General features: G+C 36.8%; 26 protein-coding genes. 15 read left to right on the forward strand and 11 right to left on the reverse strand.

Going from position 1 to position 25,299, the window contains the following annotated elements:
- Nucleotides 1–6: 6 nt before the first annotated feature.
- From OB_RS16135 to OB_RS16145, 3 genes are all read left to right on the forward strand, one after another.
- Entirely contained in the window at nucleotides 7–870 is an 864-nt protein-coding gene (locus tag OB_RS16135) for a MetQ/NlpA family ABC transporter substrate-binding protein (protein ID WP_011067562.1), read from the forward strand.
- 25 nt (nucleotides 871–895) lie between these two features.
- On the forward strand, nucleotides 896–2,095 hold the full coding sequence (locus tag OB_RS16140; protein ID WP_011067563.1) for a M20 family metallopeptidase: 1,200 nt from the start codon (nucleotides 896–898) through the stop codon (nucleotides 2,093–2,095).
- Nucleotides 2,096–2,373: 278 nt separating this feature from the next.
- Entirely contained in the window at nucleotides 2,374–3,033 is a 660-nt protein-coding gene (locus tag OB_RS16145; RefSeq protein ID WP_011067564.1) for a TerC family protein, read from the forward strand.
- 115 nt (nucleotides 3,034–3,148) lie between these two features.
- On the opposite strand, the gene OB_RS16150 is transcribed toward OB_RS16145, so the two are convergent.
- Nucleotides 3,149–4,354, reverse strand: coding sequence for an MFS transporter (locus OB_RS16150; RefSeq protein ID WP_011067565.1), 1,206 nt, complete (start codon nucleotides 4,352–4,354; stop codon nucleotides 3,149–3,151).
- A gap of 139 nt (nucleotides 4,355–4,493) precedes the next feature.
- Here OB_RS16150 and OB_RS16155 point away from each other — a divergent pair, with 139 nt between their 5' ends.
- From OB_RS16155 to OB_RS16175, 5 genes are all read left to right on the forward strand, one after another.
- Nucleotides 4,494–5,075, forward strand: a complete 582-nt coding sequence (locus tag OB_RS16155; RefSeq protein ID WP_011067566.1) for a TetR/AcrR family transcriptional regulator — start codon at nucleotides 4,494–4,496, stop codon at nucleotides 5,073–5,075.
- A gap of 180 nt (nucleotides 5,076–5,255) precedes the next feature.
- Nucleotides 5,256–6,662 (forward strand): sodium/glutamate symporter, encoded by a 1,407-nt coding sequence (locus OB_RS16160; protein ID WP_011067567.1) that lies wholly within the window; start codon nucleotides 5,256–5,258, stop codon nucleotides 6,660–6,662.
- Nucleotides 6,663–6,809: 147 nt separating this feature from the next.
- On the forward strand, nucleotides 6,810–8,069 hold the full coding sequence (locus OB_RS16165) for a serpin family protein (protein WP_231846960.1): 1,260 nt from the start codon (nucleotides 6,810–6,812) through the stop codon (nucleotides 8,067–8,069).
- A gap of 51 nt (nucleotides 8,070–8,120) precedes the next feature.
- Nucleotides 8,121–9,383, forward strand: a complete 1,263-nt coding sequence (locus OB_RS16170; RefSeq protein ID WP_011067569.1) for a serpin family protein — start codon at nucleotides 8,121–8,123, stop codon at nucleotides 9,381–9,383.
- Nucleotides 9,384–9,461: 78 nt separating this feature from the next.
- A complete protein-coding gene (locus OB_RS16175) occupies nucleotides 9,462–9,821 on the forward strand; it encodes a DoxX family protein (protein WP_041544345.1) in 360 nt (119 codons plus the stop codon).
- A 43-nt stretch (nucleotides 9,822–9,864) separates the two neighbouring features.
- Here OB_RS16175 and csaA read toward each other — a convergent pair whose 3' ends face one another.
- Nucleotides 9,865–10,197 carry a chaperone CsaA gene (gene csaA, locus OB_RS16180; RefSeq protein ID WP_041544346.1) on the reverse strand — a complete coding sequence of 111 codons (333 nt, stop codon included), beginning with the start codon at nucleotides 10,195–10,197 and terminating at the stop codon, nucleotides 9,865–9,867.
- A gap of 142 nt (nucleotides 10,198–10,339) precedes the next feature.
- Between csaA and OB_RS16185 the strand changes: the two genes are divergently transcribed.
- From OB_RS16185 to OB_RS16200, 4 genes are all read left to right on the forward strand, one after another.
- Complete coding sequence (locus tag OB_RS16185; protein ID WP_011067572.1) at nucleotides 10,340–11,062, forward strand: ABC transporter ATP-binding protein; 723 nt, start codon at nucleotides 10,340–10,342, stop codon at nucleotides 11,060–11,062.
- Entirely contained in the window at nucleotides 11,046–12,272 is a 1,227-nt protein-coding gene (locus OB_RS16190; RefSeq protein WP_011067573.1) for an ABC transporter permease, read from the forward strand. Before OB_RS16185 ends, OB_RS16190 begins: the two co-directional genes overlap by 17 nt.
- A 78-nt stretch (nucleotides 12,273–12,350) precedes the next feature.
- On the forward strand, nucleotides 12,351–12,521 hold the full coding sequence (locus OB_RS18530; protein WP_173338122.1) for a hypothetical protein: 171 nt from the start codon (nucleotides 12,351–12,353) through the stop codon (nucleotides 12,519–12,521).
- Nucleotides 12,522–12,538: 17 nt separating this feature from the next.
- The gene (locus OB_RS16200; protein WP_231846961.1) at nucleotides 12,539–13,357 is read left to right on the forward strand and encodes a nucleotidyltransferase domain-containing protein; all 819 of its coding nucleotides are present in this window, start codon (nucleotides 12,539–12,541) and stop codon (nucleotides 13,355–13,357) included.
- Nucleotides 13,358–13,402: 45 nt separating this feature from the next.
- Here OB_RS16200 and OB_RS16205 read toward each other — a convergent pair whose 3' ends face one another.
- The 3 genes from OB_RS16205 to OB_RS16215 all read right to left on the reverse strand — a co-directional run bounded on the left by OB_RS16205 (nucleotide 13,403) and on the right by OB_RS16215 (nucleotide 16,289).
- Nucleotides 13,403–14,416 carry a DUF2804 domain-containing protein gene (locus OB_RS16205; protein ID WP_011067575.1) on the reverse strand — a complete coding sequence of 338 codons (1,014 nt, stop codon included), beginning with the start codon at nucleotides 14,414–14,416 and terminating at the stop codon, nucleotides 13,403–13,405.
- 83 nt (nucleotides 14,417–14,499) lie between these two features.
- On the reverse strand, nucleotides 14,500–15,396 hold the full coding sequence (locus OB_RS16210) for a macrolide 2'-phosphotransferase (protein ID WP_011067576.1): 897 nt from the start codon (nucleotides 15,394–15,396) through the stop codon (nucleotides 14,500–14,502).
- A gap of 29 nt (nucleotides 15,397–15,425) precedes the next feature.
- Entirely contained in the window at nucleotides 15,426–16,289 is an 864-nt protein-coding gene (locus tag OB_RS16215; RefSeq protein ID WP_011067577.1) for a LysR family transcriptional regulator, read from the reverse strand.
- A 118-nt stretch (nucleotides 16,290–16,407) separates the two neighbouring features.
- On the opposite strand from OB_RS16215, the gene OB_RS16220 reads away from it, so the two are divergent.
- Nucleotides 16,408–16,980, forward strand: coding sequence for an NAD(P)H oxidoreductase (locus tag OB_RS16220; protein WP_011067578.1), 573 nt, complete (start codon nucleotides 16,408–16,410; stop codon nucleotides 16,978–16,980).
- Nucleotides 16,981–17,031: 51 nt separating this feature from the next.
- Here OB_RS16220 and OB_RS16225 read toward each other — a convergent pair whose 3' ends face one another.
- Entirely contained in the window at nucleotides 17,032–17,802 is a 771-nt protein-coding gene (locus tag OB_RS16225) for an SDR family NAD(P)-dependent oxidoreductase (RefSeq protein WP_011067579.1), read from the reverse strand.
- Between the two features lie 167 nt (nucleotides 17,803–17,969).
- Between OB_RS16225 and OB_RS16230 the strand changes: the two genes are divergently transcribed.
- Nucleotides 17,970–18,569, forward strand: coding sequence for a TetR/AcrR family transcriptional regulator (locus tag OB_RS16230; protein ID WP_011067580.1), 600 nt, complete (start codon nucleotides 17,970–17,972; stop codon nucleotides 18,567–18,569).
- A gap of 30 nt (nucleotides 18,570–18,599) precedes the next feature.
- Here the strand turns inward: OB_RS16230 and OB_RS16235 are convergent, their stop codons facing one another.
- Complete coding sequence (locus OB_RS16235) at nucleotides 18,600–18,896, reverse strand: TIGR04104 family putative zinc finger protein (RefSeq protein ID WP_011067581.1); 297 nt, start codon at nucleotides 18,894–18,896, stop codon at nucleotides 18,600–18,602.
- A 207-nt stretch (nucleotides 18,897–19,103) separates the two neighbouring features.
- On the opposite strand from OB_RS16235, the gene OB_RS16240 reads away from it, so the two are divergent.
- A complete protein-coding gene (locus OB_RS16240; protein WP_011067582.1) occupies nucleotides 19,104–19,697 on the forward strand; it encodes a GNAT family N-acetyltransferase in 594 nt (197 codons plus the stop codon).
- A 62-nt stretch (nucleotides 19,698–19,759) separates the two neighbouring features.
- Here OB_RS16240 and gnd read toward each other — a convergent pair whose 3' ends face one another.
- The 4 genes from gnd to OB_RS16260 all read right to left on the reverse strand — a co-directional run bounded on the left by gnd (nucleotide 19,760) and on the right by OB_RS16260 (nucleotide 25,038).
- Nucleotides 19,760–21,157 (reverse strand): decarboxylating NADP(+)-dependent phosphogluconate dehydrogenase, encoded by a 1,398-nt coding sequence (gnd, locus tag OB_RS16245; RefSeq protein ID WP_011067583.1) that lies wholly within the window; start codon nucleotides 21,155–21,157, stop codon nucleotides 19,760–19,762.
- A gap of 233 nt (nucleotides 21,158–21,390) precedes the next feature.
- Complete coding sequence (locus tag OB_RS16250; RefSeq protein ID WP_011067584.1) at nucleotides 21,391–22,737, reverse strand: gluconate:H+ symporter; 1,347 nt, start codon at nucleotides 22,735–22,737, stop codon at nucleotides 21,391–21,393.
- Nucleotides 22,738–22,775: 38 nt separating this feature from the next.
- Complete coding sequence (gene gntK / locus OB_RS16255) at nucleotides 22,776–24,311, reverse strand: gluconokinase (protein WP_041544617.1); 1,536 nt, start codon at nucleotides 24,309–24,311, stop codon at nucleotides 22,776–22,778.
- Nucleotides 24,312–24,315: 4 nt separating this feature from the next.
- Nucleotides 24,316–25,038, reverse strand: a complete 723-nt coding sequence (locus tag OB_RS16260) for a GntR family transcriptional regulator (protein WP_011067586.1) — start codon at nucleotides 25,036–25,038, stop codon at nucleotides 24,316–24,318.
- Nucleotides 25,039–25,299 lie beyond the last annotated feature (261 nt).

Here is a 25,299-nt window from a genome sequence, read left to right on the forward strand (position 1 = left end):
TTTCACATGGAAAAATCATTTATTTTACTAGCATTATTAAGTTTTACATTATTTTTAGCAGCATGCGGAAGTGATAACGCCAAAGCTGGAGACGAAGAAGTGACTGTAAAAATTGGAGTGAATGGTGCCGATGGCGTTCAATGGCCCCTTCTAAAAGAAAAAGCAGCTGAAGAAGGAATTAACATTGAACTTATCGAGTTTGCCGATTATACATTACCAAACAACGCTTTAGCTCAAGGAGATATTGATATCAATGCCTTCCAACACATTGCTTTTTTAGGGCAATATGTAAAGGAAAGCGGTGAAGACATCGTTCCGATTGGATCTACTGTTCTTGCGCCAATTGGTTTATATTCCGAGAAAATTAGTGACGTTTCTGAATTAAAAGAGGGAGACAAAATTGCCATCCCAGACGACCCGTCAAACCAAGCTCGCTCCTTACGTGTACTAGAGAGTGCAGGCTTACTAACCTTAAGTGATAATTTTGGAATGTTCGGTGATCCTTCACAAATAGAAGAAAACCCGTTGAATCTAGAAATTATTCCAATGACAGCACAACAAACTGCCCACGTATTGCCAGATGTCGCAGCATCTGTGATCAACAATGGTGTGGCTGGCCAAGCAGGGTTTGAGCCAGGTGAAGACCCAATTTATATTGAAGACGCAAATGGTGAGGCAACACACCCTTATGTCAATATTATCGCAACACGTGCAGAGGACAAAGACAATGAAGTATACCAGCGTATCGTAGAACTATATCAAGAAGAAGATATTGAACAGGCAATCAAGGATGATACAAACGGCGGTTCTTTCTTAGTGAAGTTAACACAAGAACAGTTAGATAAAGCTTTTGAACAGTTAAAGAAATAACAATTATATTGGAGGAGCAAAAAATATGACGATTGTTCAATCACGTCAAGAAGCAATTTTTCAAAGTATCGAGGATAACAAAGATAAATATATTCAAATTAGTCAGGATATTCATGCACAACCAGAGATTGGAAATAAAGAATTTTATGCAAGCTCGAGGCTTATCCAAACGCTTAAAGATGCAGGTTTTACTGTTGAATCATCAGTTGCAGGACATAAGACGTCCTTTTTCGCATCCAAAGATAGTGGCATAGAAGGTCCAACAATTGCCTTCTTAGCAGAATACGATGCACTGCCAGGCATCGGGCATGCTTGTGGTCACAATATCATCGGTACTACAAGTGTCGCAGCAGCTATCGGCTTAGCTGAATCCCTTACAGAAACTGCAGGACGTGTAGTTGTACTCGGCACCCCAGCTGAGGAAGGTGGTCCTAACGGAAGTGCTAAAGGCAGCTTTGTAAAACATGGTCTGCTAAAAGATATTGATGTAGCACTTATGCTCCATCCATCAGGAAAAACAAGCTTAACAAGTGAAACATTAGCAGTAGACCCATTAGAATTCCATTTCTATGGAAAGCCTGCGCACGCATCTGGAGCACCAGAAGAAGGTATCAATGCACTAGACGCTGTTATTCAATTATTTAACGGAATTAACGCATTACGCCAACAACTGCCTAGTGATGTTCGTATTCATGGTATTATCACCCATGGTGGAGATGCTCCAAATATTATACCGGAATATGCAGCTGCTCGCTTTTATATTAGAGCCGAATCTTGGAGCAAAACAGAGGAAACTGCTGAAAAAGTTCGTGCTATTGCAAAAGGTGCTGCGCTTGCCACTGGATCAACTGTCAAAGTGGAGCGATTCCAAAATGAGGTAAAAGATTTTGTGCTTACGAATACACTAGACAATATTTTAAAGAAAGAGTTAGAAAAGCAAGGTGAAACAGTAATCACGGAGAAAAAGAAAGGCAAAGGATCTACAGACGCTGGTAATATTAGTTATGAAGTACCTACCGCGCATGGCCATATTAAAATTGGTGAAGATAATCTAATTGGTCATACAGTCGAGTTCCGGGAAGCTGCAAAATCAGCAGCAGGTAACGAGGCTATTATAACAGGAGCTAAAGCTCTAGCTGCTACAGGATATCGCTTATTAACCGATAGCGAACTCCTTCACAGAGTACGTCAATCACATGAACAAGGGCTAGCTGAAAAACAATGAGAAAAGTATTGTGACAATATATTTAAAAGACAAATCCGAATGATATGATTATAATAACCTGCTTCAGAAATATACAGCGCTTATCCTAAGGTGGCTTCTGAGCCTCCGGATGCTAATGCATCAGGGACTCAAACTAGGCCTGCTTCCCACAGGACAGGGAAGACTTCGACAGCATGACATTGCACGCAGAAAAACAAAATCTTAACATTCCGTTCTAACCCTCCTCCCTTTCATCATATATTGAACAAAAGCTTGGACTTTTTGAAAGGAGGAGTGAGTTGGAATTAATTGAAATAGTCATACAAATACTCCTTATTAATATATTACTGAGTGCGGACAATGCGATTGTTATTGCTATGGCAAGTAGAAATCTTCCTACACATTTGCAAAGTAAAGCAATTTGGTGGGGAACTTTTGGCGCTATTGCTATGCGAATTCTATTTGTATTCTTGATGATTCACTTATTCCAAATGCCTTTTATTCAATTGATTGGTGGCATTCTCTTGCTATTCGTTTCCTATAAACTCTTAGTGGACAAGCAAGACTACGATAATATGAAAAGTGGTGAATCGTTACAAGAAGCTGTCTCCATTATCATCTTCGCAGATGTCGTAATGAGCCTTGATAATGTACTTGCTATTGCCGCCATTGCAAATAGCGATTTATTGCTTGTGATCGCTGGGATTATCCTAAGTATTCCTATCATCCTAACTGCTAGTGAATTTATATTAAAACTCATTCATAAATTTCCCGTTATTATTTATTTAGGAGCTGGATTACTTACATGGACTGCTGGAACAATGCTGTTAAAAGAACCATATATCCAACAATTTTTCTCACCAGTTGGTAACCAAGAGTTACTGTCATTATTAGGATTGACGCTTGTCGTATTGATGGTTGGTGGATGGAGACGGAAACAAGTACATGCACCAAAATAAAGTAAGCACCTTGCTGAAAGTTATCATCCAAGCAAGGTGCTTACTTTATTTTAATCTTGTCTATATCTTGTTTTTGTTGCTTTCCCTTCAAAACGACACTCCTTTTTTCATTCAATTACTTGCTTTGGTAGGTTTTTGCTTTTACAAATAAAAGAATCGTGATAATCGCTCCAATGGTTCCAAAACTAAATAGAATGACCTGTATGGAAATTTCCATCGCCGCTAATCCAGAAACAATTGCATAGGCGAGTGGATCGAAGCCATTCATAGCTAAGAATATAATACTCATTACCCTTCCCATAATGTGATCTTCTGTAATTTCTTGTGCAGCTGTAAAAAATGGTACAAACACAAACGACATGGAAAAGCCAATAAAGAATACCACAATAGTTAGTAATGTTAGGTTAGGAACTAAAGCGAATATAAGGTAAGCAATAATGGCGCCTGTTAAACCAATCAAAGATGTCTTTCCTTTGTTTTTAATGAGTATCGAACTTAATATTCCAGTACCAATGAGGAGACCAATTCCAAGACTCGACTCCATATAACTTAAATTTAATGGTGAGCCTCCGTAACTTTCTACTAGCAATGGTATTGCAATGTGCAATGTACCGAAGACAAAAAAGTTTAGGGTAATTAAAACAACTAACCCCGTCAACAAAAAATTCGACTTGCGGATATACTGAAAACCTTCTTTCATTTCCTTCACTGGCTGTTGTTGCACTTCATGTTCTACTGGAGCTTCCTTTATAAATTTTGGATAAATAATGACAGCAGATAAGAAAGCAAATATCGTGGCAACAAAATAGCTCCCAGCTACCCCCACTGTTTCCATTAAAACCCCTGCAAGTATAGGACCCGCTATAAATGCGATCTGGTCCGCTCCTTGAAAAATAGCATTCGCTTGTTGTAACTGCCTCTTCTCTACAATCTTAGGAATTAACGATGAGCTTGCTGGACCAAAGAAAGCATCCAACATCCCAAAGCCTGCTGCTAAGATTAATAACATCATAATAGATGCCGCATCATTCCATACAAGTAAAAATAAAGTTAACAATAATACCCCTTGCATGAAATTAGTTACAAACATAATAGAAGTTTTCTTATAGCGATCTGCTAAAATCCCACCAAATACCATCATTGCGATTCGTGGAACCGTTGCAGCGATAAGCACTAACCCAAGTGAACCAGCAGAATTGCTTTCACTGATTACAAACCATGTCGTTGTTGTTAAAAACATACTGAAACTAACAACCGCAAATATTCCAGCAACAAAGAGCAAGACAAATATTCTATTCCGTAATAATGACTGTGTTGCCATATCTATCCTCCGCCTTTGCATATAAAATTGAACAAGATATACTATTAATAATTAGTGTACTAAACGACCAACCTACCGAACGGTCGTTGTTAGATGAATATATCCCATCTATTACATTTTGTCAAAGGGGAAATTTTGTATGCACACAAAAGATAAAATACTATTTGAAGGAATGGAGTTATTTGCTCGTCAAGGCTATGAAGGAACCTCCATGACGAGTATAGCTAATGCTGTTGGCATTAAGAAGTCATCTCTATACGCTCATTACAAAAATAAAGCTGGTCTGTTTTTAGATGTTACTCAAAAAATTTCAAGTGATTATATTGATTTTGTTAAAAAGTCTTTAATGAACGAAGGTAAAAATATTCAAGAAACACTTTATCTCTCCTTTCTTAGTAATGTACATGACTTGGCTAATAACGATAGCAGTATAGAATTTTTTAACCGATTTATTTCATATCCTCCTGAAGAGTTAAAAGAAAGATTGTTAACGATAATGCTTAACAGTGAACAAACTGCACGTGCATTATTTGAAGATACCATTAAAAAAGGACAAGATATTGGGGAGATAACCACAGAAGTAACTGCAAAAGAAGCAGCCAATGTATTATACGGCTTGCTAGATGGATTATCCTACGAAACAAGTTATTATACATTTGATATTATCGAAAAACACGGTGAACAGATGTGGAAAGTGTTCTGGAGAGGAATCAAAGCCTAAGACAGAGGGATTGTACATAAAGTAAATACAACGTGAGCGTATTACTGCACATTACACTTGAGTTAAAATCGACTTTTTTTGTAAGTCATATGTTTGCCATAAAGTTATATCGGGTATTGCTTAATTCAATATTTTTTATTTTTTTACCCTTAAAATAGCTTTATGAAAAGGAGTTTATCTATGTCTTTACAAATTGTCGGTTTTTCTATCATTATATTAGCCGCCCTACTCGTTATTGGAAAACTGATCCGTCTTAAAGTTCCCATCCTTCAAAAACTCTTCTTACCCACCTCATTAATCGGTGGATTTCTAGCATTATTATTAGGACCCGAAGTATTAGGGAAACTAACTGGAGATGGCTTCCTTAATGCTGGCCTTTTCACCGATCAAATGGTAGAAGTCTGGGCTGGCCTACCTGAATTATTAATCAATGTTGTATTTGCTTGTTTATTTATAGGCTTTGTCTTACCAAAACCCAAAAAAATGTGGAGAATTGGTGGACCACAGATCGCTTTAGGTTATACGATGTCCTGGGCTCAATATGCAATAGGAATATTACTGGCGATTACAGTATTAACCCCTCTACTTGGACTAAGTCCTGCAGCAGGTGCCCTTATTGAAATAGGTTTTGTTGGTGGTCATGGTACCGCAGCTGGTCTACAGAGCACTTTTGAAGAACTTGGATTTGCAGAAGGTTATGACCTGGCTATTGGTTTGGCGACTGTTGGTATATTATCCGGTGTAATCGTTGGTATGATTATGGTTAACTGGGCAGCACGCAACGGAAAATCAAAAACACTACATCACCCAGATGAAATATCTTTTGAACAACAAACTGGAATTATCAATAAAGAACATCGTAAATCTGCAGGTACAAAGACAACATCATCACTATCGATTGAACCATTTGCCCTTCATCTAGGATTAATTGGAATTTCTATATTTATTGGTTTTGTCCTGTTAGAAATATTAGTTTGGTTAGAAGCTGTAACATATGGTGAAGCATTCGGTATTTATCTATTTGAATACGTACCTTTATTCCCATTTGCAATGATTGGAGGTCTTCTCGTACAACTCTTCCTATCTCGATTTGACCGTCATGAATTAGTTGACCGAGATACAATTAACACGATACAAGGAGTAGCGCTAGACTTTCTTATTATCAGTGCAATGGCAAGCCTGAGCTTGCAAGTTATTGGTGAAAATATTATCGCCTTTATATTACTAGCAGTTGCTGGTATAGTTCTCAACACCTTCCTTTTCCTCTATTTAGGACCGAAGATGATTCCAAGCTATTGGTTCGAACGAGGTATCGGTGACTTTGGCCAAAGTACTGGTGTAGCAGCAACAGGTATTATGCTTATGCGAATCGTTGATTCAGAGAATAAATCTCCCGCTCTGAATGCATTCGGTTATAAGCAAATTCTATTTGAACCAATGGTTGGTGGCGGATTAGTAACAGCAGCTTCCGTCCCATTTATCATCCAATTTGGTGCAGTCCCTGTATTAATTGGGGTGACTCTACTAACAATCGCATTCTGGTTATTAGGTACACTATACTTCGGAAAAATGAAAGAATCCGATTAAAGCGAAAGCAACAGCATGATTCATATTTCATGTTGTTGCTTTTTTCTCTTTATGATATCTTTAGAGAAACTTAGAATCGTATATTCCATCTATGAAAGTGCAACAATGAATTGAATACTATATTCAAACAGAAAGGGCAGATGTAACGTGCAAAAAAGATCACTACTGTTTGTCGCTCTAAGTTTCATCGTCTTGTTCATTGCTGCTTGTAATTCAGAAACACCAAAAGAGAATGACCCTAATGAGAATAGCCAAGATACTGAAGATGAAGGAGGTTCTTCCATGACAGAAGTGTCCGAAGCAAGTAATCTTTTAGCATTTCAATCTATTCAATCACTAGATCCTAATCGAGAAGGTAATGTATTTGTCTCACCGACAAGTTATTGGCTGGCTATGGCAATGGTGTATAATGGCGCCAATGGTGACACAAGGTCTGAAATGGACCAAGCACTACAGCTACAAGGAATAAACGTAGAAGATTTCAATCGACAAAATGCAGCTTTAATGGAGCATTTTACGAGCGTCAGTGATGAAGATGTAGAACTTAGTATCGCAAACTCCATCTGGCTTAATCAAGATTATGAATTTCTTGATACCTTTCACCAATCCGTTACCGATACGTATGAAGCTGAATTAGCACCCCTTACCACTCCTGAACGAATTAACGAGTGGGTTAGTAACCAAACAAATGGAAAAATAAAAGATATTATTAAACAAATTGATCCAGAACATGTAGCTATACTCGTAAATGCAACCTACTTTAATGGTGCATGGACATATCCATTTGATGAAAACAATACGCAAGAACGGACCTTTTATAAGGAAGATAACTCCTCTGTAGATGTACCATTTATGGCCTTAAATGAAGAACTACCCTATGTACAAACGGACCAAATGCAAGCCGTCTCATTACCATATGGGGAAAATGAAGACATGCAGATGGAGTTATTTCTTCCAAATGAAAACATAGAAATGAATGATTTCTTAGAAGGGTTCACTCTTGAAAATTGGCAAGAATGGCGAGATAGTATGGAAACTCAAAAAGGAAATTTACGCATGCCGAAGTTTTCTTTAGAATACGAAACGGAACTACAGAATTTTTTCCAATCACTCGGTATGCAGCAAGCATTTGATGCACAGAAGGCTGATTTTTCCAACATGATTGATCAAGAACAGATTGGTGACCTTTATATCGATAAAATTGTTCATAAAACATTCTTAGATGTTGATGAAGAAGGAACCGAAGCAGCTGGAGCAACTTCTGTTGAAATGAAAACGACATCGATTGAAATCGGAGAAAGCTTCGATATGGAAATCAATCGCCCATTTCTCCTCACTATTTCTGATAAAGAGACGGATAGTATATTATTTATGGGTATGATACACGAGCCTACTTCTGTTGATTAATGACATCACAATACCTTTTCAAAAAAATAATTTAGAAAGGATTTGTGTAAATTGAAGAAATGCTTTTTAATCATTCCGATACTTGGTTTATTCTTATTATTTTCAGCTTGTGGCACGGATGATAATAGTGTCACAGGTGGAAATAGTACTTCCGACAACCCTCCCACCACGAAAATTGACACCTCCGTTTTGGTAAATGACGCCAATCAAGCAAGTAATCATCTCGGTTTTCAAGCGTTACAACGATTAGAAGGTAATGATGAAGATAATATATTTGTCTCTCCGCTCAGTATTTGGTTAGCTGTTTCAATGGCATATAATGGAGCTAATGGAGATACGAAAGACGAAATGACCAATGCGCTACAACCAGAGAATATCGACCTTCAAACATTAAACGAACATAATGGCACTATGATGGACCAATTAAACCAGCACGATGATGTTGAGCTAAATATTCTTAATTCTATATGGCTAGATCCCGAATTCACTTTTCTTGAAGACTTTGAACATCAAGTTACTGAATCTTATAATCCAGAACTTGGTCCTTTAACGACAAAGGAACCGATGAACGAATGGGTTAGTGAAAAAACAAACGGAAAAATTACTGATCTTATTGAAAAAGTCGATGATGATCATGTCGCTTTCTTATTAAATGCCACGTATTTCAATGGTAATTGGAAGTATCCATTTGATGAAAATAATACACAAGATGGTTTATTCCATTTGGATGAATCATCCACCACAGAAGTCCCTTTCATGTCTCTTGATGAAGAACTTCCTTATTGGGAAACTGATGAATTTCAGTCAGTTGCACTTCCATACGGTGAAGAAGGAAACATTCAGATGGAGATATTTCTGCCAAATGAAAATATTGAATTACAGGAATTTGTTAATAAGTTAACGTTGGAAGACTGGCAGAACTGGCGGGAATCTATGCAAGAAACGGTAGGAAGTTTAAAAATGCCGAAATTTTCCTTAGAGTATGAATCAGAGTTACAGGATTTTTTTCAAGTTTTAGGTATGGAGAAGGCATTTGAAGAAAAGGAAGCTGACTTTACAAACATGATTGATCCGGCTCAGTTACGTGGTAATTTATACATTAGTAAAATCATGCATAAAACGTTTTTAGAGGTTGACGTAAGAGGAACAGAAGCAGCTGGGGCAACTTCTGTGGAGATGAAAGAAGAATCTGCTGTTGTTAGCCCAGCTCCTTTCGATATGGAAATCAATCGCCCATTTCTCCTCACTATTTCTGATAAAGAGACGGATAGTATATTATTCATGGGTATGATACACGAGCCTACTTCTACCTGAATAATTCTTAAATTCTACTCATAGCCAACCAAACTAAAAAAGAGTAGAATGGAAGTAATTTCTAATAGAGGAGAAATCATGTTGATAAAAACCATATTCTTATATATCTTTGCTATCTTATTTATGCTAGCGGGGATCGGACATTTCGTTATTGATGAGTTCTTTATTTCATCGATGCCAGAATGGGTGATCGGGCGCCCGTTAATTGTGTATATATCGGGAGTTATTGAGATTGTCCTAGGTGCCTTACTGCTTTATCCTGCCACTCGTAGAAAAGCAGGAATCGCCATTGCAATATTCCTTGTACTCGTATTTCCTGTAAATATTTACATGGCATTCAACGCAGAAAACTATAACACTCCAGAAATAGCACTTTGGATTCGTCTGCCATTACAATTTCTATTAATCTGGTGGGTAATGAAAGTAAGTAAAAAATAATATAAAAAATGGCCAAGCTATATTTTATGCTTGGCCATCTTAATTACGATATTTTCGTACCGTCTGGAACTTCCTCATCAGGACGTAGCAAAATAACATCTCCATCCTCAGGAACTCCACCTATTATTAACACTTCTGATTTAAAACCTGCTACACGCATCGGAGGAAAATTAACTACTCCTATCACTTGGCGACCTACTATTTCTTCTGGTTCATACCTTTTGGTAATTTGCGCCGAGGATTTTTTTGTTCCTATTTCATCACCGAAATCAATGGTCAGCTTAATGGCTGGTCTACGAGCCTCCGGGAAAGGTTCAGCATGAATTACCGTTCCAACCCGCATGTCTACCTTCATAAAATCATCAATTGTCGCCATGTATCCTTCCTCCCAACTATTTTGGATCATTACTTCTATGATATAATTGAGAAAAGTCAGAATCAACTATGTAATGTAAAATTTCTAGTAAAAATCCCCAAAGAAATAACACACTAAAATAAGAATATATTGGAGGACGCCTATGATTGAAGTAAAAATCAACCATGCTGGATATCATTTAGAACAATTATATTTATCGGATATCCACTTTTCTATCCCACCTGGAGAAACTGTTGGTTTACTAGGAGCTAACGGTGCAGGAAAAAGCACGACCATTAAGTCGATTATCGGAACGATCGAAGCATTTGATGGAGAAATACATATTAAAGATGGTCATCGACTTGCATATATACCAGAGGAACCTATCCTATACGATCACCTCACACTTTGGGAACATCTACGTTTAGCAGCCACTTCTTATGATTTACCCGATGAGCAATGGATTCCAAAAGCAGAGGAACTCCTAAAACTATTTTTATTAACAGGAAAAGAACATCATTTCCCCGTACATTTTTCAAAAGGAATGAAACAGAAATCATTAATTGTCTTAAGCTTTATGATAAAAGCAGATATTTATATTATTGATGAGCCATTTATTGGATTGGACCCAATCGCTACGAAAAACCTGATTACATTGTTGGAACAGGAAAAACAACGTGGTGCTGCTATTCTAATGACCACCCATGTACTAGACTCTGCTGAGAAACTCTGTGATACATTCGTCCTTCTACATGAGGGAAGAATGCTATTTAAAGGGAATCTAATTGAATTACAACAAAGAACAAATCAAACGTTAGACACTTCTTTATTAGATTGCTTCTATTATTTGTTAGAGGAGGAAGTAGCGAATGAACCCCGCCTTTAATGTGTTTAAACAAAGGCTTAGAACGGATTTAAAACAACAACGAAAAGCACGAAATATGGTATTGGATTGGACCATATTCGTCTATGCCCTTATACCAGGACTCGCAATTGGAATTTACGTTTATATGGAATGGCTTCAAGATATTCCTTTCATATTTACTTATATTGGCTGGTATGGTTGGATGACACTGTTATTCTTATCCATGTTCATCTTTGAAATTAAATTATACACTTATGTCGCTGATCAACTATTCTTAAGCAGAAACGTTCCATTCCTTAGAAAAATAACACAGTATGGAATTATATATTCTCTTCGCAACATAATTATACTTGGTACAATTATTTTCATTTTACCTAGTCTACTACTAATGGAAATATTTAGCCTAGATATCCAACAAATGATCTTATTATATATCTATTACATCACTGCTTCTTGTATTTTTACAACCTGGAAGAAGTATCAAAAAATCTATATATCATCATCTATTTTTCGATTAGTTAACCAAGTCCTACCGATCAGCGCAATTATATTAGGATCATCCTATATTATCGAAAATTCTATACTCACCTTTACATGGGTGGCCATTAGCGTGTTTGGTTGTATTGTTATTTCCCGAAAAACTTTATATAACGGGAATCATTTTCTAAAAATCGCGTTGCTCGATGATGCATTACGTAATCAAATGGGAAATTTATTATTAATGGATGCAAAGAATAAAGGTTACCATCTGCCATCAAATACAAAACCAAGACTATGGAAACATTCACAAGTAATGTTTAAGCAACGAAATGCTCCGATGATTTTTACAGATGCATTTATTAAGTCAATAATTCGGAATCATCGCCTTCTCTTTCCAATTTTACAGCTCAGTGTATTATTGATTGCTTTCATTATACTTACATCAGGTAGTTGGGTTTCTTATATTGTCTGGGGAATCTCTATTTATATTATTATCGATATCGCTAAAACTGGGTGGATGGGTTTCCGTCAAGATCCATATATTCGCTTGTTTCATTGGGATGAAACGATGCTACGTGATTCTCTAGAAAAGTGCGTGATATACTTGGCTACACCTATACTTATCTTCCTTAATATGATTTTTGGTTATCTACAGTTTCACATAATTGGCCTCCTCTTATTTCCTTTGTTAGTCATATTTCTCGTCAATTGGGGAGCCAAATCATTTGTGCGTAACTCGCCAGTTTCCTAAAGTTAGTGGAATACGAAGTCTCTTTTTAGGCAAGGTATTCGCTTCGTTATAATATAATAAAATTGGAGGTGATTTTCCTTGAGCAGATTATCTTTACTTCCTGTACCTGTAGGGCTTTTGACTTTCATTCTATCATTAACACTTTTTCTTTTTATTGATTCTCCATATCCGATCTTAGGTGCACTGCTAACAGCATATTTATTATTTGAACTCACCTACCTCATCCAATTTCAACAACAAAAAAATTAACGAGAAGGGTTCGGTAAATGATGTTAAAACCTGGTGATGGTCTTGATGATGGTTTTATTGTAAGCGATGTTAGTATCGATAAAATTGATTCTATATATCTGCCATGTATTCAAGAATCTGTTCATTCTCTAAAAAAATTATTCCCTCAACAACTGCATAGTGTGTATGTTTATGGCAGCGTTCCTCGAGGAGACGCAAAACCTGTTCATTCTGACTTAGATCTTATTGCTTTATTTTCGAAAAAGTTGAGCTCTGAAGAAGTTAATCAATTAAAAACACTGGCTAGCGAATTATCAAGTAAAAATCTTTCTATCGTTAGAGATGTTGGAATTGCTATAGCTGATTACGACTACACAATCGACCCTAGCAATTATTATGAAAATGCATTTCTAAGGGAAATTAGTGTTTGTGTTTACGGAGATGATTTGGGTGAACGGTTTGGACGCTATAAACTCACATCAGAAATCCCCATTAAATTCAATGGTGATATATGCAAGTCACTACATCGGACTTTAAATAGGTTAGAAACTCCTTCAGACGAAGCTTTCCGCACATACACACAAGGTTTTGCTCGTAAACTAATTCGAACTTATTACTCGATGGTGATGGTACGCTCCCAAATATGGTCAACACGGCTTCATGAGCAAGCTGAAATATTTATACATTACTTTCCGGACAAAGAATCGATTGTGCACACGCTTCTTAATTGGATAGATAATCCACCAACAGATCGCAAAACTGTTCAAATATTGTTTGAGAGAGAAGGCAATTGGGCTTGTGCCAATTTTGCTTATGAGGCCACTATGAGTAGCCTAAATATTAATGATGATAAATAAATGAAGGTAAAATCAATAAAATATTGACTTTACCTTCTCTCTTCATTACCACTTCGCTTTATGGTCTTCTGCCCATCCAAGCAACGAGTCGATTTTAATCGTTTTCCCATCATCTGTTTTTATTGTTCCTTGATAATGTCCGATCAGTTGATGAACACTCGATTCAATAATCACTGCTTTTGTTTCAGCGATACGTTCAAATATTGGATTGAATTGGAGATCCACTCGATCAGAACCAATCGATGTTAGTCTCCATGGTTTCTCGTAATCATCTTTGTCATACTCCCATTTAATATCTTCGTGAATCTTATGCAATCGATCATTAATCACGAGACCATTTTCATTTTGCCCCGTTTTATCTGTCCACTGTCCACCAAAATTCAAACCAATTCGTTGATTATCCAACACACCAGAAGCAGAGCCCCAATTCCAATTGGAAGCATATTTCCAAACACCTCGTCCAAAATCTAGACACCCAATTGCACGATCCGATTGCATTGAATAGTTTTTATCCCCCCAGGTTATTTTTCCAGATGCAGGGATTGCAGGTTGTTTAGAAGTAAATTGAAATCGTTTCTGCGTCCAAGGAACAACAACATTTAATGATTCATAATTATCCGGTCTTGCTAATTCTATATCTGCCTTTAATCCTTTTCCTTTATCAAAATCAGGTATCTCTATAGTTAACGTAGTGGACTCATCCAGTTCATCAAAATGAATACGCATGTCTTTTCCATCATAATGAAGTGATTCCCTAACCCCTTCTGGCATGTGAATACCCTTTCCAAATGGAATGAATGCAGTCTTTTCGTGGAATTCCTTTGTGTTCAAATCTAGTATATAAACAAACATCACAGCCGCATAATCAATATGAGATATGGTTGCGGAAAATAACACCTCTGGACTGGTTACACACCAATAGTTCCATTTTTTCTTCCGAGGGTAACTGCCAGTCACATTACATTGCACGAGCGGCTGTCTCGCCCATCCTATACTATGGTCATTCAACCTGCCATCAACGCATAAACGAACTGGTTTCTTTATTTCTATCGCTTGCATAACCCTAACGCCCCCTAGTATGTTTTTTTCTATTATACTAGAAATTAAAAAACGATCCCCAAAAGAGATCGTTTTATCTGAAACTATTCTTCTACACCTAGCATTTGTTTGGCCATCGCTTCCATTTCGCTCGATTCGGAAACAATCGCAAATTCTGCGACATCAATAGCATATGCTGCTTGCAGCTCGATAATATGTTCTTTCATTTTAGGCCATGTTGTACCACCTGCATTACTGTATGTTTCAATTAGCCTTTCTAACCCCGCTTCTTGATAAAGAATATAATGCGTCACGAAGTCTCTGGAAACATCCGTAACAGACACCTCTGTCCAATCAATAAAGCCTGTCACCTCTATTGCATCATTAATTAGCGTATGTCCAGGATGAACATCACCATGGCTCAGTCCGGTATTTTTTGGCCATAAAGATTCATCAGCTATCCATTTTTGCCATCTATTCCATAGCACTTCACTTACTCCAAAACGCTCTTTAACTTTTTCCATACGTTGTTTCATATTATCTCTTAAATCTTTCGCATCATTAATTTCAATGCCCGTATCGGTAAAATAATCTCTTGGCAGTTGATGGAGCTCAGCAAGTGCTTTTCCCAATGTCTGATGAAAAATATCCGGTGTATTTTCCATATCAAAACTCCATACATAATTTTGGATCTCCGGGTCTATAGTACCTGCTGGTCGGCCATCCAACTGCTTATAAGCAATCAATTCATCCGTATACACTTCCCATTTAGGCACTTGAAAAGAAACATGGTTATGAATGATATCTAATGCACGTTTCTCCAGGTCCGTACTTCGGGTAGAGTCGGGACGTCGAGGAATACGTAAAATCCATTGTGAGTCTTCTGTATCTTTCACATGAGCGACCTGAAAATCCAATCCAGATTCATTTAATTTCACTGTATCCTCTTTTACTTGTATCCCATGTTTCCTTGCTAAATCAATTACTTCATTTTTATCCATCTTAGAACCTCCCTCAATAGTTGTTTACTTTATAATTGCTCTGCGATATCTAGATAGTCGATAAACACCGACATGCTTTTAGATACCCATTTATCTTTGTGAATAGCTTGGAAGATAGCTAGTTCCTGTTTCACCTTAGAATTAGGGTATTCTATTAATTCCCCATCTTTGAGTTCTTTCTCAACTACAAATCGGGGTACGATCGATTGACCGAGATTACATATTACACTCTTTTTAATAGCTTCTACACTAGGCAATTCAATTGCCTTCATATTGATATCTGTAGTAGTATTCATATATTCTTCCATAATCGGGCGCCAACTACATTTATACTCTGTTGTTAGCATCCGCGGTGAAAAAGGTCTTCTCTCGTTCTTTCCTGGAAGTATATGAACGAGTTCTTCTTGTCTAATTTTTTTCGCCCAGACATCTTTCTGTGTCCAATTTTCAAGATCAACAAGGAAAGCAATATCAATCTCTCCACTCTTTAATTGACTATGAACATCTTCAAACCGTAATGATTTTAACACTACTTCTACTTTGGGATATTTCTCCATAAATTCCCCCAAAATACTCGGGAGCCAATGGATCATTAACGTTTCACTCGCACCAATGATTACTATTCCAGAAGGTTCTTCCGTATTCCTTAATCGATCTTTGGATTCGGAATACAGGTCAATAATTTCCATAGCATAGGGAAGAAACGTTTCTCCTGCCTGCGTTAGGCTTATACTTTTCCCCATACGATTAAACAAAGGAATTTCTAATTCTGATTCAAGATCATGAATATGTGCTGTAATAGAAGATTGAGCATAGCCTAGTTCATCTGCAGCTTTTTTAAATCCGCCTTTATCTACTATTGTTTTAAATGTCACTAGATGCCTTAACTCCATTTCACCCTCCATATTATCAAAATTACTGAACGTTAATATCTAATAATTCAATTTTACTGTATACACTCATTACTTTAAACTAGATATAACACATTTTCAATGAGGAGCTGATACTATCATGAAGGTATTAACAATTGTTGCACATCCTAGAGAAGAATCTTTAACGATGAAAGTCACCAATCGATTTATAGAAGGTCTACAAGATGCTGGTCATACTGTTGAATTTATTGATTTATATCGTCATGAATTTGAAGCTGCATTGCCAGTTGCTGATGAGCCTATATGGGATGCAGAGGAGCAGCATTTTTCACCAGAAGTTACGAAAGAGATAGAGCGAATGAAAAGTGCAGATGCATTAGCATTTATTTTTCCATTATGGTGGTGGAGTATGCCAGGAATTATGAAAGGTTATATAGATCGTGTGTGGAATTTTGGATTTGCATACGGAAATAGCAATTTACATCATGAGCATGTGCTCTGGCTTGGATTAGCTGCAGCTGATAAGAAAAAACTTGAAAAGCGAAAGTATAATACGATGATGGAACATTATTTTAATGTTGGTCTAGCTGATTACTGTGGTATTCCAAGCTCTACATTTCACTTACTCACCGAAACCAATAAAGTAAATTCTCAACAACTTGATAATTGGTTAATGCAAGCATATGAATTAGGACGTAACTATGAAAAATAAAAATAACTGTCGAAGAGAATAAGTAACTCTTCGACAGTTATGCTTTGCTCTTTATCTTGAAGTATATCCAGCATCAGCGTGAATTGTTGTACCTGTTACATAAGAAGCTGCATCAGAAGCTAACCAAAGACTTGCTTGGGCTACTTCACGTGCTTGTCCAAAACGATTTAACAGGCTTAATTGTGGAGCATATTCTTCTTCCGTATGGTTAAATTGCTCCAGAGCTCCTCTTAACATTGGTGTATCAATTGCACCTGGAGCTACTGTATTCACGCGAATATTTTGTGGTCCATTTTCTAGAGCAGCTACTTTGGTCATACCTACTACTCCGTGTTTTGCTGCTACATACGCAATATTATTTGGCTGTGGTCGGAAACCGCTCACTGATGAAATATTTACAATAGATCCTCCATTACCTTGCTCTAAAAGTTGTTGAAGCTCATATTTCATACATAATGCCGTACCTGTTAGATCAACAGAAATAAGCTTATCCCAATAATCTTCATCAAATTCAGAAGCTGGTTTATCATCTGGCGTTAGAGCCGCATTATTCACCGCAATATCTAATTTCCCAAATTGGTCTACCGCAAATTGAACCATCTGTTTTACTTGTGCAGAGTCAGATATATCTACCTTAATAAATGCAGCTTGACCACCTGCTTGTTTAACTTCTTCTACAACTTCTTGCCCCTTTTCTTCATTAAAATCAGCAATTACTACCTTCGCTTTTGATTCTGCAAACAATATAGCCGTTGCTTTCCCCATACCCATAGCTGCACCAGTAACGATAGCTACTTTATCTTCTAATATTGGAAATGTCATTATAATTCCTCCTTTGTCAGTTTATATTTTTTACTTTACGCTTTATTTGAAACCCTTACCATATACATTTTGATAACATTTGCTTGTTAATGAACAAAGATACATTTTTTGTTTGTTAAAAGTGCTGTATAATAATAGACGGATACAGATTGAAAGGTGTTTTGAAGATGAATGAAAATTACGTCGACAAAAGGATCCAACGTTCAAAGATAGCAATAAGAGAAAGTTTTCTATCGATTTTAGAAGAGAAACACTTCGAAGAGATTAGCATATCGGAAATATGCAGAGTGGCTAATTATAATAGAGGTACATTTTATTCTCATTATGATTCAAAGCAAATTCTATTAGAAGAAGTTATTCACGATACACTACATGATATGGTTGAAGAAATTAAAAAACCATATATAGAAATTGAAATAGTTGACATGAAGAGCATACCAATTGAAGATATATCCTTATTTTATTATTTAAAGGAAAATGCTGCATTGTATAAATTATTATTAAGTGATCATATTCGAGTTGATTTTCGGTTTCAATTGGCTAAAGCAATTGAAGATTTATTTATACAGGAATATGAATACGAAATCCTTTCTGATAGCAACGAAAATATAAACATAAAGTGGTTTTACATTTACCGAGCTCATGGAATAGCAGGTTTTATCATTCGTTGGATTGAAGATGATTTCCCTCACTCTCCATCTTATATGGCTAAGCAAATTGTCGAACTGATGGTATCATCTACAGCGATTTTCCACCAAAAAAAATAACTTGCCCCTTCATTTTAAAAAGGCAAGTTTTTAAAAAGGCAAGTTTTCTTCATTCGATAATTCTAGCCAATAAGGATACGAAACCAAGTAAGTACTTGCAATGCATATCATGATGACAATGGTCCACAATGTTGGTTCCCAAAAAATGTTTAGTAAAAGTACAAGTGGAATCACAAACATAAGAGCAGATGACCATTTTCTTGTGCGTTTGCTAATAAATTGTATTTCACTACAGTGAGGACATTTCATACGAGTATCCAATGTGAAAGACTTTTTCACCGTTTGTTTCCATGTCCAATTTCCTCCGCACTTTTGGCATTTTGGCATAAAAACACCTCCGATCAACTTGTTTGATTGCCATTACAGTCAGCGTTTTATTAGCAGGTACGTCCTCAACTTAATTAGGAATTTTCTGTTATTAATTTTAACATAATTATTACTATCATACGTTATTTCTTTTCCCATTGACTTTATCCACTATACATTTTAATCTGATTCTATAGGCAGGAATAAATAGGACTGGAGCTTGTCATCATGCAAATTATGAGAGCAAATGAATTCAATGATCAATATGTACGGGAGAAGTTCAGCAAAACATTCGTAGATGGTTTTGGCAAAGATCTTCGCTATTTCGCAGAGGATAAGGAAAAACTAGCAAAAGCGCTCGAGCATATGTTTATTCTTGAGAATTTTTATATAGCAGTGGTGGATGAAGATATTGCTGCAATCACCTTTTGTGCTAATGGAGATAATCTGGCTATCCAACATAATAAGAAAGAATTACGAAAACATCTTGGCTGGCTAAAGGGAACCATTGCGAATGTTGTTTTCAAAAAAGAATTTCAGAAACCATCGGTAAAAACAGGTGATAAGATTGCTAATTTAGGATTTGTTGCCACAGCTGACAAATATCGCCGCCAAGGCATTGCTTCTACATTAATGAACTATATCCTTTCCTTACCGGAATACGAGACGTTTTTATTAGAAACGATTGCCGATACCAATACAAGTGCGCTAAAACTCTATAAAAACCTCGGATTTAAAGAAATAAAACGAACCAAACAGAAACATACAAAGTTTAGTGGGATTAATTACTATATTGATATGGAATACAAGAAAAATGAATAACAAAAAGTCGTATCCACATAAAGATACGACCTTTATTATTTAACCCCTTTTGTTCTTAACACTTACCACGCTGTATGGAAAGTTCCTTTTTTATCCACTCGCTCATACGTATGTGCACCAAAATAGTCCCGCTGTGCTTGAATCATATTGGCGCCACTTTGAGAAGAGCGGTACCCATCATAGTAAGTTAAAGATGCTCCTAAACTTGGTAAGGAAAGTCCACTTTCCATCCCTTTTATAACAACTTTACGTAATGAAGCTTGATAGTCATTCATCTTCTCTTGGAAGAATGGCGATAGCAATAAGTTCGGTAGTTGTTTATCTGCTTTAAATGCATCACTAATTTCATTCAGAATACCAGCTCGGATAATGCATCCACCTCTAAATATCAACGCAATTTCTTCTAGTTTTAAATCCCAACCATAGGCTTCAGATGCTTGCTTATATTGGTGAAACCCTTGTGCATACGCACATATTTTGCCCATAAACAGTGCTTTTCTCACAAGTTCTAACCACGCTTGCTTATCGAGGTCTTGGTCTAGTTTCGTTGGACCTGACAACATTTGATCCGCCCGTACACGTTCTTCTTTTAAGCCCGATAAGAATCGTGCAAATACTGATTCTGTAATAATAGATAACGGAACACCTACATCCAATGCATTTTGGCTTGTCCATTTCCCAGTACCTTTTTGACCGGATTTATCTAAAATAACATCAACCATTGGCTTATTCGTTTCTTCATCGACATGCGTTAAAATATCACTCGTTATTTCCATTAAATAGCTTTCTAGTTCTCCTTCATTCCACTCACGAAATGTAGTTGCGATTTCTTCAACTGATAGACCCAGTCTTTCACGCAAGAACTGATAAGCCTCTGTGATCAGCTGCATATCAGCATATTCAATGCCGTTATGCACCATTTTCACATAATGTCCAGAACCTTCTTTACCTAAATAACCACAACATGCTTTACCATCAACTTGTGCTGCTATTTTTTCTAAGATAGGTGCAACTTCTTGATATACTTTTTCATCACCACTCGGCATAAGTGCTGGTCCATGAAGCGCTCCTTCTTCTCCACCAGAAACACCTACACTGACAAAATGTATACCAGCTTCTTTTAAGCGATGATAACGACGGTTCGAATCATTAAAATTAGAATTTCCTCCGTCCATCATAATGTCATCTTTATCTAGTAGAGGTACTAAGGAATCAATAACCGAATCAATAACGGGACCTGCTGTTACCATTAAAAATACTTTTCTTGGTTTTTCTAATGAATTTACAAAACGCTCTAAGTCATAATGTGCCTCTGCATTATCACTTGTAAAATTGGATTTAAATTTTTCTGTTAGGTCAGATGTATAGTTATAAACGGCAACTTTTTCTCCTTTATTTGCCATGTTCATCGCAAGATTTGCACCCATCACACCTAGTCCAAATACTCCAATAGAATTCATTCTTTTTGACACTTCCTTCATTGAGGTTGTTCAAAACATCCGGTGAAAAGACACATGTCAAGGGGACCTTCTAATATCACTCACTCCCTGTTGGAAACGCAGAAATCACTACATCCTGTGGAAGCTCGTTGGCTTAGCTTTGTGTTCCTCACGTATTTATTGTATACGTTTCAGCACTTAAAATTCCCCAATTCAAACTTATTCGTCTTTCTCGTCCTTCATTTGAACACCATTTATACAATTAAACTTAACGCTAGTGTAAACACTAGACCTGCGACTGAAATTACTGTTTCAAGTAACGTCCATGTTGCGAAGGTTTCTTTCATGGATAAATTAAAGTATTCTTTAAAGATCCAGAATCCTGTATCATTTACGTGGGACGCAATCAAGCTACCTGCACCAGTTGCTAACACCATTAAGGCAAGGTTTACATCTGTACCTTCCATTAATGGGATTACCATACCTACAGTTGTTAATGCTGCTACAGTTGCAGAACCAAGTGCAATTCTTAAGATTGCAGCAATCAACCAAGCAAGAAATATTGGGGACATACTCGTTCCATCAAATAAAGCAGCAACAGAGTCACCGACCCCGCCATCAATTAAGACTTGTTTTAAGGCTCCGCCACCACCAATAATAAGTAACATCATACCTATAGCGCGAACAGATTCTTCTGCAGATGTCATCAATTGTTTCATCGGTATTTTACGAGCAATACCCATTGTATAGATTGCAAGTAATAAAGAAATCAATAATGCTGTTGTTGGTTGTCCAATCATGCGCATAATTTCAAAAAGAATATTATCCGACACATCACCGATATCTTGCAGTAAATCAACTACTGTTGTAATTGCCATTAAAATTACAGGGAATAGTGCGGTTAATGCACTAACTGCAAAGCTCGGTGTTTCCTCTTCTGGAAATGATTTTGCCCCACCAAGTGATCCAAGATTACCAACTTTTGAAAATGCATCTGGAACAATTTTCTTAGCAACTTTAGTAAATAGTGGCCCAGCTAAAATAACCGTTGGAACCGCAATAATAATCCCATAAATAAGTACCATTCCAATATTTGCTCCGTATTGCTGAGCAATTACTGTTGGACCCGGATGTGGTGGTAAAAAACCATGCGTTACGGATAACGCTGCCGTCATTGGTAAACCTAAATATAATAAAGGTATTTTAATTTCTTTTGCAATTTGGTATATAATCGGTATTAGTAGAACTAACCCTACTTCGAAGAATAACGCTACACCAATAATGAATGATGCAATTACTACCGCCCATTGGATTCGTTTTTCTCCAAATTTGTGAATCAATGTCAGAGCAATTCGCTGTGCCCCACCAGCATCTGCAACTAGTTTCCCTAATATTGCACCAAAACCAAAGATGAGGGCAATGTCACCTAATGTACCGCCAAGTCCACCTTCAATCGATGTAACAATTTCTCCTAATGGCATCCCTAAAGCCAAGGCAGTTAGGAATGATACAATAATCAATGAAATAAATGTATTTAAATTCCATTTCATTATGAGTAGCAATAGTAATACTACAGCTAATGCTACAATAATTAATGGCATTATATTATCCACAAGTTCTCGCTCCCATCTTGATGTTATTATTTATTATCTATGGATTTCTGTTGATAAACCGCTATCTGTTCATATTCACTTTCGAGTGCACGTGCAATGCGAATAAAGATTGGCATCAGTTCTCGATAAGCTTCTACATTTGCTTCATTCGGTTCGTGTGCATGTGTATGTCCAATTAAATCTTCCACTACATCAAATGAATCGATTTTTTCTTCGGCATATAGTCCAAGCATGCATGCACCTAGACATGAAGATTCATAGCTTTTTGGCACAATTACATCTTGATCAAAGATATCTGCCATCATCTGTCGCCATAATTCCGATCTAGAAAATCCGCCTGTTGCTTTAATAGATTTGACTGGAACATCCATTACTTCTACTAAAGCAAGGAATACAGAATACAAGTTAAAAATAACACCTTCTAAAGCTGCTCGTACCATATGTTCCTTTTTATGATTTAAGGTTAATCCAATAAAGGAACCACGCACGTCCGAATTCCATAGTGGGGCACGTTCTCCAGCTAGGAATGGATGGAATAATAACCCATTGGAACCTGGGCTTACTTTACTAGCAATGGTAGTTAAAACTTCATATGGATCGACGTTTAAACGTTTAGCTGTTTCTACTTCACTTGCAGCCAGCTCATCTCGAATCCAACGAAGAACCATCCCCCCGTTATTGACTGGTCCACCAATCACCCAATGATCTTCTGTTAATGCATAGCAAAAAATACGGCCTTTTTGATCCGTTCTAGGTTTTGGGATCACGGTACGAATTGCACCACTGGTACCAATAGTTATTGCAACTTCCCCGTCTTTAATAGCGTTTACACCGATATTGGATAGTACACCATCACTTGCGCCAATGATAAATTTCGTATTGCTTGTGATTCCCATCTCTTTAGCAACTGTTTCGTCACAACCTGTTAAGATTTTCGTGGTCGGAACTAATGAAGATAATTGATCTTTATTTATTCCTGCTACCTGAAGTGCTTCTTCATCCCACGATAATTCTTCTAAATTCATCATTCCTGTTGCAGAAGCGATAGAATGGTCAACGACATACTCCCCGAATAATTGATAAAAAACATATTCCTTAATACCAATGTATTTTTTCGCCTTTTCCGCTATCTCTGGTCGTTCATTTTGAATCCATGTAATTTTACTTAATGGAGACATCGGATGAATAGGTGTACCAGTTTTACGATATATTTCATGCCCATTCATTTCCTGTTTAATTTTCTTCGCCCAACCAGCACTTCGATTATCTGCCCATGTAATACATGGAGTAATCGCTTGATGTTGTTCATCTATGGCAATTAAACTATGCATCGCACTACTGAAAGAAATAAAGGATAGATCTTCTTTATCAATAGCGGATTCTTCCATTACCCGCTTTATCGTCAAGCGTACCGCTAAATATATTTCTTCTGGATCTTGCTCTGCAGTGGATACATCCGGAGTATATAAATCATATCCGTGATTTCCTTGAGCAATGATTTCGCCCGTTTCCCGGTATAATACTGCTTTTGTACTTGTTGTGCCGATATCGACACCAAGCATATACTTATTTTGATTCAATGCTCTCCCTCACAATCTTCATTCGCTCATCGTCACTCCAGAGACGTTCTACACGATTTTGGACATCATTAAAGTTTTTATAAAATGCATTATTCACCAAGTTTGCATCTTTATTCTTGATCGATTCAACAATTAAACGATGATTTTCAATGATTCGCTCAAAGTCATTCTCATCCTCTTGCATACGATAACGCATCGATAATAAAACCAAACATTCCATTACTGGCTTCAAGTTTGTCCAAAGCATAGCGATATAGTGATGATTAATCGATCGGATAATCGTTTCATGAAATTCCATATCTAAGAACGAAAATTGATCGACATCTTTATACTTAATAGCAATCTTCATCATCTCGACCACTTTTTCAAGATCATTAATCAAGGATGCATTGTCCATATCTAACAACCGTTGAAAAGTAAACGATTCCATCATGAGCCTCACATCATATATTTCTTCGATGTCTTTCTCGGATATACCAATTACTACTGCTCCCATTCGCTCAGGGCGAACAATATTTTCACTACTAAGCACTTTTAGTGCCTCTCTAATTGGAGATCGACTGACTTGAAATTCTTTCGCTAATTGATTCTCAGATAAAACGGTTTCAGGTTCAATCGCTTGAGAGATGATACGCATTCTTAATTCAGCAACGACCTGCTCACCCTTAGAACTATTTATGACTTGTTTTCTTGGATAAAAGGCTTTCATAAATTCACCGTCCTCGACATGATGAATACTTGTATACAAGTATACTAACATCTGTTTTTTTGTTTGTAAACGCTTGAATTAGTTGGATTTAATAAAGGAAAATTCTATTTTTTATGAGAAATAAGATTCGGCTTGCGAATTCATACTATTCATTCCCACGTTTCTTAATAGGATTCTTGATTTGAAGTTAAAATTGATCCTTTTGTCATATCATGTCGCACGAATTATGCATATATTACCAAAAAATAGATTGCTAGTTTA

The sequence above is a fragment of the Oceanobacillus iheyensis HTE831 genome (genome assembly GCF_000011245.1).
In the GTDB taxonomy this organism is placed as follows: domain Bacteria; phylum Bacillota; class Bacilli; order Bacillales; family Amphibacillaceae; genus Oceanobacillus; species Oceanobacillus iheyensis.

Coding starts and splice junctions, on each gene's coding strand:
- OB_RS16135 (WP_011067562.1), top strand. CDS start 7: ATGGAAAAATCATTTATTTTACTAGCATTATTAAGTTTTACATTATTT.
- OB_RS16140 (WP_011067563.1), top strand. CDS start 896: ATGACGATTGTTCAATCACGTCAAGAAGCAATTTTTCAAAGTATCGAG.
- OB_RS16150 (WP_011067565.1), bottom strand. CDS start 4,354: ATGGCAACACAGTCATTATTACGGAATAGAATATTTGTCTTGCTCTTT.
- OB_RS16155 (WP_011067566.1), top strand. CDS start 4,494: ATGCACACAAAAGATAAAATACTATTTGAAGGAATGGAGTTATTTGCT.
- OB_RS16160 (WP_011067567.1), top strand. CDS start 5,256: ATGTCTTTACAAATTGTCGGTTTTTCTATCATTATATTAGCCGCCCTA.
- OB_RS16175 (WP_041544345.1), top strand. CDS start 9,462: ATGTTGATAAAAACCATATTCTTATATATCTTTGCTATCTTATTTATG.
- csaA (WP_041544346.1), bottom strand. CDS start 10,197: ATGGCGACAATTGATGATTTTATGAAGGTAGACATGCGGGTTGGAACG.
- OB_RS16185 (WP_011067572.1), top strand. CDS start 10,340: ATGATTGAAGTAAAAATCAACCATGCTGGATATCATTTAGAACAATTA.
- OB_RS16190 (WP_011067573.1), top strand. CDS start 11,046: ATGAACCCCGCCTTTAATGTGTTTAAACAAAGGCTTAGAACGGATTTA.
- OB_RS16200 (WP_231846961.1), top strand. CDS start 12,539: ATGATGTTAAAACCTGGTGATGGTCTTGATGATGGTTTTATTGTAAGC.
- OB_RS16205 (WP_011067575.1), bottom strand. CDS start 14,416: ATGCAAGCGATAGAAATAAAGAAACCAGTTCGTTTATGCGTTGATGGC.
- OB_RS16210 (WP_011067576.1), bottom strand. CDS start 15,396: ATGGATAAAAATGAAGTAATTGATTTAGCAAGGAAACATGGGATACAA.
- OB_RS16215 (WP_011067577.1), bottom strand. CDS start 16,289: ATGGAGTTAAGGCATCTAGTGACATTTAAAACAATAGTAGATAAAGGC.
- OB_RS16220 (WP_011067578.1), top strand. CDS start 16,408: ATGAAGGTATTAACAATTGTTGCACATCCTAGAGAAGAATCTTTAACG.
- OB_RS16225 (WP_011067579.1), bottom strand. CDS start 17,802: ATGACATTTCCAATATTAGAAGATAAAGTAGCTATCGTTACTGGTGCA.
- OB_RS16230 (WP_011067580.1), top strand. CDS start 17,970: ATGAATGAAAATTACGTCGACAAAAGGATCCAACGTTCAAAGATAGCA.
- OB_RS16235 (WP_011067581.1), bottom strand. CDS start 18,896: ATGCCAAAATGCCAAAAGTGCGGAGGAAATTGGACATGGAAACAAACG.
- OB_RS16240 (WP_011067582.1), top strand. CDS start 19,104: ATGCAAATTATGAGAGCAAATGAATTCAATGATCAATATGTACGGGAG.
- gnd (WP_011067583.1), bottom strand. CDS start 21,157: ATGAATTCTATTGGAGTATTTGGACTAGGTGTGATGGGTGCAAATCTT.
- OB_RS16250 (WP_011067584.1), bottom strand. CDS start 22,737: ATGCCATTAATTATTGTAGCATTAGCTGTAGTATTACTATTGCTACTC.
- gntK (WP_041544617.1), bottom strand. CDS start 24,311: ATGCTTGGTGTCGATATCGGCACAACAAGTACAAAAGCAGTATTATAC.
- OB_RS16260 (WP_011067586.1), bottom strand. CDS start 25,038: ATGAAAGCCTTTTATCCAAGAAAACAAGTCATAAATAGTTCTAAGGGT.